The organism is Streptomyces prasinopilosus (assembly GCF_001419695.1).
Taxonomy (GTDB): domain Bacteria; phylum Actinomycetota; class Actinomycetes; order Streptomycetales; family Streptomycetaceae; genus Streptomyces; species Streptomyces prasinopilosus.
The window spans coordinates 1-9,714 of sequence record NZ_LIRG01000004.1; the positions used below are offsets into that span (position 1 = coordinate 1).

Sequence of the window (9,714 nt, forward strand, 5' to 3'; positions counted from 1 at the left end):
CGGCCCGGTCGCCCCAGCGGCCCAGCACCACGGCCTCCGTGGGCCCGCGGCGGCAGGGGGGTGGTGGCTCGCGGTGGCGCCCACCGGAGTGGCTCCGGTCCCTGCTGAGCGCGCGCAGCGTCGCCGGGCAGGTCTTCATCCTGCACGTCGTGATCGTGCTGCTGCTGGTGGTGTCCGCGGTGGTCGCGCTGGTACTGCAGGTACAGCACGACAGCACACTGGAGGCCCGCAGCCGTTCCCTCGCCGTGGCGGAGACCCTGGCCCACTCGCCGGGCATCGTCGAGGCGCTCGAGTCCCCCGACCCCACCGTCCTCCTCCAGCCGCGCGCGGAGGCCATCCGCAGGCAGGCCGAGGTCGACTTCGTCGTCGTCATGAACACCGAGGGCGTCCGCTACACGCACCCCAGGACGGACCGGATCGGCAAGAAGTTCGTCGGCGCCTTCCAGCCCGCGCTGACCGGGCGGCCGGTGACCGAGGAGATCACCGGCACCCTCGGCCCGCTGGTCCAGGCCGTGGTGCCCGTGAACAACCCCGACGGCGTCGTGGTGGGTCTCGTGNNACCACGACGCGGTGCTGCACTCGGTGCGGGAGGGCGTGGTCATCGTCGACGACGACGGCACCCTGCTCCTCGCCAACGACGAGGCGCACCGCTTGCTCGGCCTGCCCGAGGATGTGGAGGGCCGCGACGTGCTCGACCTCTCCCTGGACCCCGGCACCGCCGCCCTGCTGTCCTCGGGACGCGTCGCCACGGACGAGGTGCACCGGGTCGGCGACCGGTTGCTGGCGGTCAACCAGCGCTCCACCGACCGCGCCGGGGGCCCGCCCGGCAGTGTCGCCACGGTCCGCGACTCCACCGAGCTGCGCGCCCTCTCCGGCCGGGCCGAGACCGCGCGGGAGCGGCTCGACATGCTCTACGACGCCGGTGTGGGCATCGGGACCAGCCTGGACGTGGCCCGCACGGCCGAGGAACTGACGGAACTGGCCGTACCGCGGTTCGCGGACTTCGCGACGGTGGACCTGTTCGAGACGGTGCTGGCCGGCGGCGAGCCCGATGTGGCGGGGTCGGTGCGCCGCACGGCATCGGCCGGTGTCCGCGAGGACGCCCCGCTGTACCCGGTGGGCACCCAGAACCGGTTCGTCGGGTCGTCCCCGCAGGGCCGCAGCCTGGCCTCCGGGCGGTCGTTCGTCGAGCCCCGGCTGGCCGAGGCCCCGGGGTGGCGCGCCCAGGACCTGGAGCGCTCCGGGCAGATCGTGGCGTACGGCATCCACTCGCTGATCACCGTGCCGCTGCGGGCCGGTTCCCTGGTGCTGGGCGTGGTCAGCTTCTGGCGGTCCGGGAAACCCGAGCCGTTCGACGAGGAGGAGCTGGCCCTGGCGGAGGAGCTGGTCGCGCGGGCCGCGGTGTCCATCGACAACGCCCGCCGGTACACGCGCGAGCACGGCATGGCGGTGACGCTCCAGCGCAGTCTGCTGCCGCGCAGCCTGCCCGAGCAGAGCGCCCTGGAGATCGCCTACCGTTACCTGCCCGCGCAGGCCGGGGTCGGCGGCGACTGGTTCGACGTCCTGCCGCTGTCCGGCGCGCGGGTCGCGCTCGTGGTCGGCGACGTCGTCGGGCACGGGCTGCACGCGGCGGCCACCATGGGACGGCTGCGCACCGCGGTGCACAACTTCTCGGCCCTCGACCTGCCGCCCGACGAGCTGCTGGGCCTGCTGGACGAACTGGTCGGCCGCATCGACCAGGACGAGACGGAGGACGAGCACAGCGCCCCGGTGACCGGGGCGACCTGCCTGTACGCCGTCTACGACCCGGTCACCCGGCGCTGCACCGTCGCCCGGGCGGGCCATCCGCCGCCCGCGCTGATCCGTCCGGACGGCACCGTGGAGTACGCGAACGTGCCCGCCGGCCCGCCCCTGGGCCTGGGCGGGCTGCCGTTCGAGACGGCCGAGCTGGAGATGGCGGAGGGCAGCCGGCTGGTCCTGTACACGGACGGGCTCGTCGAGGACCGGGAGCACGACATCGACGTCGGCCTGGAGCTGCTGCGCACGGCCCTGGCCCGGGCCGGGGACTCCCCCGAGGACACCTGCCGGGCCGTGCTGGAGTCCCGGCGTCCGGCCAGGGCCCGGGACGACATCGCCCTGCTCGTGGCGCGCACCCGGGCGCTCACCGAGGACCGGATCGCCCGGTGGGAGGTGCCGTCCGATCCGGCGGCGGTCGCCGAGGTGCGCGCCAGGATCGCGCGGAAGCTGTCCGACTGGGGCCTGGACGAGCTGGTCTTCACCACGGAGCTGATCCTGAGCGAGCTGGTCACCAACGCGATCCGCTACGGCGGCAGCCCCATCGAGGTGCGGATGCTGCGCGACCGCAACCTGATCTGCGAGGTCCTCGACAGCAGCAGCACCTCGCCCCACCTGCGGTACGCGACCATGAACGACGAGGGCGGGCGCGGGCTGTTCCTGGTGGCGCAGCTGTCGGAGCGGTGGGGCACCAGGTACCTGCCGGCCGGTAAGATCATCTGGGCCGAGCAGCCCATCCCGTGACCCACGGGGACCATCCGGGAATCCGCGCACCAGCCCATAAGGTCCGCTTATGAGTTCATAGACCGGACCCGCGTACCAGGTTAGGTATGCCTTAGTTTAGGATTCCCGGAGAGGCTCTTGTCATCGCTCGAAGGGAACCTGACCATGCCCCGCCCCCTGCGGGTAGCCGTCGTGGGATCCGGCCCCGCCGGGATCTACGCCGCCGACGCCCTGCTCAAGTCCGACGCCGCCGCCGATCCCGGTGTCTCGATCGACATCTTCGAGCGCATGCCGGCGCCGTTCGGTCTGATCCGGTACGGCGTCGCTCCCGACCACCCGCGGATCAAGGGCATCATCACGGCCCTGCACCAGGTGCTCGACAAGCCGCAGATCCGGCTGTTCGGCAACGTGGACTACGGCACCGACATCCACCTCGACGACCTGCGCGCGTTCTACGACGCCGTGATCTTCGCCACCGGCGCGACCGCCGACCGGGCGATGTCCTCCGTCCCGGGCATCGACCTCGACGGCTCCTACGGCGCCGCCGATTTCGTCTCCTGGTACGACGGCCACCCGGACGTGCCGCGCACCTGGCCCCTGGAGGCGGAGAAGGTCGCCGTGCTGGGGGTGGGCAACGTCGCCCTCGACGTCGCGCGCATCCTCGCCAAGACGGCGGAGGAGCTGCTGCCGACGGAGATCCCGCCGAACGTCCACGAGGGACTGCGGGCCAACAAGGCGCGCGAGATCCACGTCTTCGGCCGCCGCGGCCCGGCGCAGGCGAAGTTCAGCCCGATGGAGCTGCGGGAGCTGGACCACTCCCCCAGCATCGAGGTCGTCGTCGACCCCGAGGACATCGACTACGACGAGGGCTCGATCGCCACCCGGCGCGGCAACAAGCAGGCCGACATGGTCGCGAAGACGCTGGAGAAGTGGGCGATCCGCGATGCCGGCGACCGCCCGCACAAGCTGTTCCTGCACTTCTTCGAGGCGCCGTCGGAGATCCTCGGCGAGGACGGCAGGGTGATCGGCCTGCGCACCGAGCGCACCGAGCTCGACGGCACCGGGAACGTCAGGGGCACCGGCCGGTTCAAGGACTGGGACGTCACCGCGGTCTACCGCGCGGTGGGCTACCTCTCCGACAGGCTCCCCAAGCTGCCCTGGGACATCGACTCCGGCACCGTGCCCGACGAGGGCGGCCGGGTCATCCAGGAGAACGGCGAGCACCTGACGTCCACGTACGTCACCGGCTGGATCCGGCGCGGTCCCATCGGCCTGATCGGCCACACCAAGGGCGACGCCAACGAGACGGTGGCGAACCTGCTGGACGACTTCGCGAACGGACGGCTGCAGACGCCCGCGACGCCCGAGCCCGAGGCCGTGGACGCGTTCCTCGCCGAGCACTCCGTCCGCTACACCACCTGGGACGGCTGGTACAAGCTGGACGCCGCGGAGAAGGCGCTGGGCGAGCCGCAGGGACGCGAGCGCGTGAAGCTCGTCGAGCGCGAGGACATGCTGCGGGAGAGCGGCGCGTGACCTGACGGCGGTCGTAACGACGCACCGCGGAGCGCCCGTCCGGTCCTCACGGACCGGGCGGGCGCTCCGCCGTGTCCGCGGGGTCCGGTGCGTCCGCGGGGTCCGGCGCGCCCGGTGGCGCCGCGGGCCCGCCCGGTCCGGGGGCCGGTGGAGGTGAGGGTGATCGGAGTTGTGTACTATCCGACCTTCACCGAATAACCACATGATCCTCACACAAGGATCGTGCAGGGGGGATGAGTTCATGCGCATACGCACCGCCGCCGTCGCCACCACCGCCGTCGCGGGCGCCCTGGCCGCACTGACGGCCGTTCCGGCGCACGCCGCGGAGTACGACTCCGCGCTCAAGGTCCGTGGCGTCCAGTACGACGCTCCGGGACCCGACTCCAACAAGTGCTCCACGGGCAACACCCGTGACGAGTACCTGACGATCAAGAACTACTCGTCGACGAGGACCGTGAACCTCAAGGGGTACGTCGTCAAGGACGCCGCCGGCAACCGGTTCGTCTTCAGGAGCAACCACCACCTCGAGCCCCGCGACCACGTGAAGCTGCGCGGCGGCCACGGCACCGACTCCGACAAGAACAACGTCGCCTACCGCAACAACTGCAACTTCATCTGGAACAACGACAAGGACACGATCTACCTCGTCAAGCCCACGGGCAACCGCGCCGACGTGCACGCGTACACCAAGCGCGGCTCCGACCGGGACGGCAACGGGTACATACCGTTCCACAAGTGACCGCCCCGCCCTGCCGGACCGTCAGTCCGGCAGGGGCAGGTGGCCCGTCTCCCCCGGCCGGAGGCGGGCCACGAGGTCCGGGAGGCGCACGTCGACGGGCCCGGGTCCCGACGGCGGCACGGTGATCTCCAGACGTCCGCTCTCCAGCCGCAGCCGGACGCCCCAGTGGCCGCGGTAGCGCAGGGTGAAGCCGTAGGAGGACAGCTCCGGCAGGGGCACCGGATCCAGCCGGAGGCCGCCGTCGCGCGTCTCCAGGCCGGGCAGTCCCCGCTGGACCAGGTCGAGCGTGCCGGCCATGGCCCCGAGGTGGATGCCCTCGCCGGTGGTGCCGCCCTGGACGTCGGCGATGTCCCCGCGCAGGGCCTCCTGGCAGAACGTCCAGGCCTCGGCGCGCCGGTCCCGGGCCAGCACCCAGCCGTGGACGAGACCGCTGAGCGTGGACCCGTGGCTGGTGCGGTGCAGGTAGTGGTCCACCGTCAGCCGCCAGGTCGCCTCGTCCAGCTCGTACCCCAGCCGGCGGAAGAGGCCCTGCAGTTCGGCCGGGGAGAACAGGTACCCGAGCATCAGGACGTCCGCCTGCTTCGAGGCCCGGTAGCGGTTGACGGTGTCGCCCTCGCCCTCCAGGATCCGGTCCAGGCGCCGGATGTCCCCGTAGCGCCGCCGGTACTCCTTCCAGTCGAGTTCGGCGAGCTTTCCGTACCCCTCGAACTGGCTGATGACCCCGTCGTGGAACGGTACGTGCAGGGCCCGGGAAACCTCCTCCCACTTCTCCAGTTCGCTCCGGTCCAGACCGGTCCGTTCGTCGAGTTCCCGCCGGCGGGGCTCGGGCAGGGTGCGCAGCACGTCGAGGGTGTGGGCGAGCACCCAGGCCGCGGTGACGTTGGTATACGCGTTGTCGTCCAGTCCGGGTTCGGCGGCGTCGGGGTAGGCGTCGTGGTACTCGTCGGGCCCCATCACGCCCTTGATGCGGTACCGGCCCAGGAGCGGGTCGTAGGCGGCGGCGTCCGACCAGAAGCGGGAAATCTGCAGCAGCAGTTCGGCGCCCTTGGTGTGCAGGAACTCGGCGTCGCCGGTGGCCTCGCAGTACTGCCACACGTTGTACGCGATCGCCGATCCCACGTGGTGCTGGAGCCGGGAGTGGTCGGGCAGCCAGTGGCCCGACCGCGGGTTGAGGTGGAGCTGCTGGGCCTCCTCCCGGCCGTCGCTGCCGCTCTGCCAGGGGAACATGGCCCCCAGGCGGCCGGCGTCCCGGGCGGCGGCGAGGGCCCGGTCGAGGCGCCGGTACCGGTAGTGCAGCAGGGCCCTGGAGACCTCCGGGAAGTGCAGGTTGAGGTAGGGCAGCACGAACAGTTCGTCCCAGAAGACGTGCCCGCGGTAGGCCTCGCCGTGCAGTCCCCGGGCCGGCACCCCGACGTCCAGGTCCTCGGTGTGCGGGGAGAGGGTCTGCAGCACGTGGAAGAGGTGCAGGCGCAGGATGGTACCGGCCTCGCCGGGCACCTCCAGTTCGCCCCGGCGCCACAGCTGTCCCCAGGCCGTCCGGTGGGACTCCAGCAGTTCCTCGAAGCGGGCGACGCGGTCCGCCCGGTCGACGGCGGCGTGCAGGGGGTCGCTGATGGCCGGGTCGCGCGAGGTGTACAGCGCGACGACCTTGTCCACGGTCGCCGCACGGCCCGCGGTCAGGTGCAGCCGGGTCAGCTGGACGGCCCGCGGGTTCTCCTTGCGGAAGGTGACGGGCGCCTCGGAGGACAGCCGGGACGCGAGGGCGATCCGGACGTCGGAGGTGCGGGTGCGGCAGTGCAGCCACACGGTGTCCGGTGCCGCGCTGCCGCCGTGCACGTGGGTCAGGTGCCGGCCGTCCAGGTCCCGGTAGCGGGCCACCCCCGCGTTGGTGACGCCGCCGTCGAGGGCCGCCTCGACCTCGAGCGCGCCGGAGTACCGTTCGGCCGTGAACTCGGTGCGCAGCGCGGCCAGATGGGGGTCGGCCATGTGCACCAGGCGTTCCTGGCGCACCCTCAGCACCCGGCCCTCCCCCAGGTCGTACCGGGTCAGTCGCTCCAGCAGCCCCGAGGAGATCCGGAGGGTCTCACGGTGGTCGAGCACGGGTGTCGTGTCGGGGGTCAGCCAGGGTCCTCCGGGCAGCCGGAACCGCAGGGGCAGCCAGTTCGGCAGGTTGACGAGGTCCTCGTTCTCGACGCGCCGCCCGGCCACCTCGGAGGTGAGCCGGTCGTAGCAGCCGGCCGCGTACGTCCCCGGGTAGTGCACGTCGTCGGCGACGCATTCCGGCAGCGCCCCCCGGGTGGCGAAGAAGCCGTTGCCGAGCGTGCACAGCGACTCGCGCAGGCGCACCTCGGCGGGATCGTATCCCTCGTACTCCCAGATCCAGCCGGTCACGTCGGCGCTCCTTCCCCGGGAGGCCCAGTGGAGGGCTCCGGTGGTCCCGCACGGGGTACCCCGCGCGGGACCGGGGCACACACCGGGCGGACGTGCCCGAGCCACCGGCGTGGAGCGCGCGCGACGGGCTAGCCCTCGCGCACGGGCACGCGCCAGACCAGGGTGGCGCCGCGGTCCGGGGCGCTGTCTATCTCCAGGTCGCCGCCCAGTTGCGCGGCGCGTTCGGCCATGTTGCGCAGTCCGCTGCGGCGGCCCCCCTCCGGTATGCCCACGCCGTCGTCGGCGACGGTCAGCCGCACCTCGCGGCCGTCGGTCTCGAGGGCCACCTCGACCCGGCCGGCGCGCGCGTGCCGGGCGGTGTTGGCCAGGGCCTCGGACAGGACGGCCACCAGGTGGTCGGCGGTCTCCTTCGGCACGTGGGTGTCGACCAGGCCCTCCATCCGCACGCTGGGCGCGAAGCCCAGCACGGGGGCCGTCTCGCCGACCACCCGCACGACACGGGCCCGCAGCCCGGTGCCGGAGGCGGCGTCGTGGGCGCGCAGGCCGAAGATGGTCGACCTGATGATCTTGATGGTCTCGTCCAGGTCGTCCACCGCGCGGGAGACCCGCTCGGAGGCCTCCTTGTGCTCGATGAAGCGGCCGGCGCTCTGCAGCGTCATCCCGGTGGCGAACAGCCGCTGGATCGCCAGGTCGTGCAGGTCCCGGGCGATCCGGTCGCGGTCCTCGAGCACCGCGATCTGTTCGGCTGCGCGGCGGCGCTCGGCCAGTTCCACGGCCACGGCGGCCTGCGCGGCGAAGCCCTGCAGCGGCTCGATCTCCTTCTCGGAGAACTCGACGCCGCCCGCGGCGCGCACCAGCAGGACGATGCCCCGTACGCCGTCCCCGGACCCCACGGGCACGGCCACCGCCGGGCCGAGGCCGGCGAAGCGCGGCGGTCCGGACGACACCCGCGCGTCGCAGGAGACGTCCGGGCTGGTCACGGGGGCGGCGCTGGTGAATGCCCGGCCCAGCAGGCTGTCGTCGACGGGGACGACGAGCCCGCGGTGGGCCTCCGCCTCATGCCCCAGGGCCAGTTCCACCGTCAGGGACGCGGTGCCCTCCATCGGCACCGCCACCTCGGCGAGCGCCGCGCCGGTGATCTCCATGGCCCGTTCGGCGATCAGCAGCAGGGCCTCGCTGCCTCCGCTGCCGGACATCAGGGCGTGGGTGATCTCCGTGTTCGCCTGCAGCCACCGTTCCCGCAGCCGGGACTCCTCGTACAGCCGGGCGTTGTCGATGGCGACGCCGGCGGCGACGGCGAGGGTCGACAGGACCGACTCGTCCTCCTCGTCGAACTGCGCCCCGGCCCGCTTCTCGGTGAGGTAGAGGTTGCCGAAGATCTGGTCGCGGACCCGGATGGGGACGCCGAGGAAGCTGTTCATCGGCGGGTGGTGGGCCGGGAAGCCGAAGGACGCGGGGTGCCCGGACAGCTTCGCCAGCCGCAGCGGCTGGGGGTGCCGGATCAGCTCCCCGAGGATGCCGTGGCCCTCGGGGTAGTGGCCGATGCGGGCGATCTCCTCCTCGCTGACGCCGACCGTGTGGAAGGCCGACAGCCGCTTGCCGTCGGGTCCGATCACGCCGAGGGCGGCGTACTCGGCGTCCACCAGCACCGCCGCGGCGTCGACGATGCTGTGCAGGACCTGCTTGAGGTCCAGCTCGCGGCCCACCTCGAGGACGGCCTCCAGCAGGCTGTGCACCCGGTCCCGCGTGCCGCGGGCCGCGTCGATCCGGGCCTGGAGCTCCTCCAGCAGTTCGTCCAGCCGCATCTGCGGCAGCAGCGGACGGGTGTCCCCGTCCCGCTCGGAGCTCTCCACCCGTGGTCCTCCCGTTCGCTCGCCCCACCGGCGGCGTGTGTCCGGCAGGTCCACGGTAGCGGGCGGGGTCCGGCCGTCACCCACCGGTCGGTGGACCGGGTGTCAGCGGCTCGTGCGCCGCGGCCGGTCCCGTGCCTGGGTGGCGATCACGGCGGCCTGGATCCGGCGTTCCACACCGAGCTTGGCGAGCAGCCGGGAGATGTGGTTCTTCACCGTCTTCTCCGCCAGGTACAGCCGCTGGCCGATCTGCCGGTTGGTCAGCCCCTCACCGATCAGGGCGAGGATCTCCCGTTCGCGTTCGGTCAGTCCCGGCAGGGCGTCCTGCTCCTCCTCCGGTTCCTGTTCCTGCCGCAGCCGGGCCATCAGGCGGGTGGTGGCGCTCGGGTCGAGCAGGGACTGTCCGGAGGCCACCGTCCGCACGGCCGTGACCAGGTCCGAGCCCTGGATCTGCTTCAGCACGTAGCCGGAGGCGCCCGCCATGATCGAGTCCAGCAGGGCTTCCTCGTCGTCGAACGAGGTGAGCATCAGGCAGGCCAGATCCGGCAGCGTCGAGCGCAGCTCGCGGCACACGGTCACCCCGTCGCCGTCGGGCAGGCGGACGTCGAGGACGGCCACGTCGGGGCGGAGCGCGGGGACGCGGACCAGGGCCTGCTCGACGGTGGCGGCCTCGCCGACGACGGT

General features: G+C 72.6%; 5 protein-coding genes and 2 pseudogenes. 4 read left to right on the forward strand and 3 right to left on the reverse strand.

The genetic code is table 11. The features are described from left to right. Positions 1 to 38: 38 nt before the first annotated feature. From AOK18_RS33765 to AOK18_RS00240, 4 genes and pseudogenes are all read left to right on the forward strand, one after another. Positions 39 to 557, forward strand: a pseudogene (locus tag AOK18_RS33765) (histidine kinase); the annotation flags it as partial. 2 nt (positions 558 to 559) lie between these two features. Beyond that, a pseudogene (locus AOK18_RS00230) lies at positions 560 to 2,538 on the forward strand (ATP-binding SpoIIE family protein phosphatase); the annotation flags it as partial. 144 nt (positions 2,539 to 2,682) lie between these two features. After that, positions 2,683 to 4,050 (forward strand): FAD-dependent oxidoreductase, encoded by a 1,368-nt coding sequence (locus AOK18_RS00235; protein ID WP_055692902.1) that lies wholly within the window; start codon positions 2,683 to 2,685, stop codon positions 4,048 to 4,050. Positions 4,051 to 4,291: 241 nt separating this feature from the next. Continuing rightward, complete coding sequence (locus AOK18_RS00240) at positions 4,292 to 4,789, forward strand: lamin tail domain-containing protein (RefSeq protein ID WP_055692903.1); 498 nt, start codon at positions 4,292 to 4,294, stop codon at positions 4,787 to 4,789. A gap of 21 nt (positions 4,790 to 4,810) precedes the next feature. On the opposite strand, the gene AOK18_RS00245 is transcribed toward AOK18_RS00240, so the two are convergent. From AOK18_RS00245 to AOK18_RS00255, 3 genes are all read right to left on the reverse strand, one after another. Continuing rightward, the gene (locus AOK18_RS00245; RefSeq protein WP_055692904.1) at positions 4,811 to 7,180 is read right to left on the reverse strand and encodes a glycoside hydrolase family 65 protein; all 2,370 of its coding nucleotides are present in this window, start codon (positions 7,178 to 7,180) and stop codon (positions 4,811 to 4,813) included. A gap of 128 nt (positions 7,181 to 7,308) precedes the next feature. Continuing rightward, positions 7,309 to 8,985, reverse strand: coding sequence for a sensor histidine kinase (locus tag AOK18_RS00250; protein WP_095534088.1), 1,677 nt, complete (start codon positions 8,983 to 8,985; stop codon positions 7,309 to 7,311). 150 nt (positions 8,986 to 9,135) lie between these two features. Beyond that, on the reverse strand, positions 9,136 to 9,714 hold a 579-nt coding region (locus AOK18_RS00255), incomplete at its 5' end, for a LuxR C-terminal-related transcriptional regulator (RefSeq protein WP_055692905.1).

Bases quoted from the DNA above. Each gene is read 5' to 3' on its own strand.
- AOK18_RS00235 (WP_055692902.1), top strand. From the start codon at position 2,683: ATGCCCCGCCCCCTGCGGGTAGCCGTCGTGGGATCCGGCCCCGCCGGG.
- AOK18_RS00240 (WP_055692903.1), top strand. From the start codon at position 4,292: ATGCGCATACGCACCGCCGCCGTCGCCACCACCGCCGTCGCGGGCGCC.
- AOK18_RS00250 (WP_095534088.1), bottom strand. From the start codon at position 8,985: ATGCGGCTGGACGAACTGCTGGAGGAGCTCCAGGCCCGGATCGACGCG.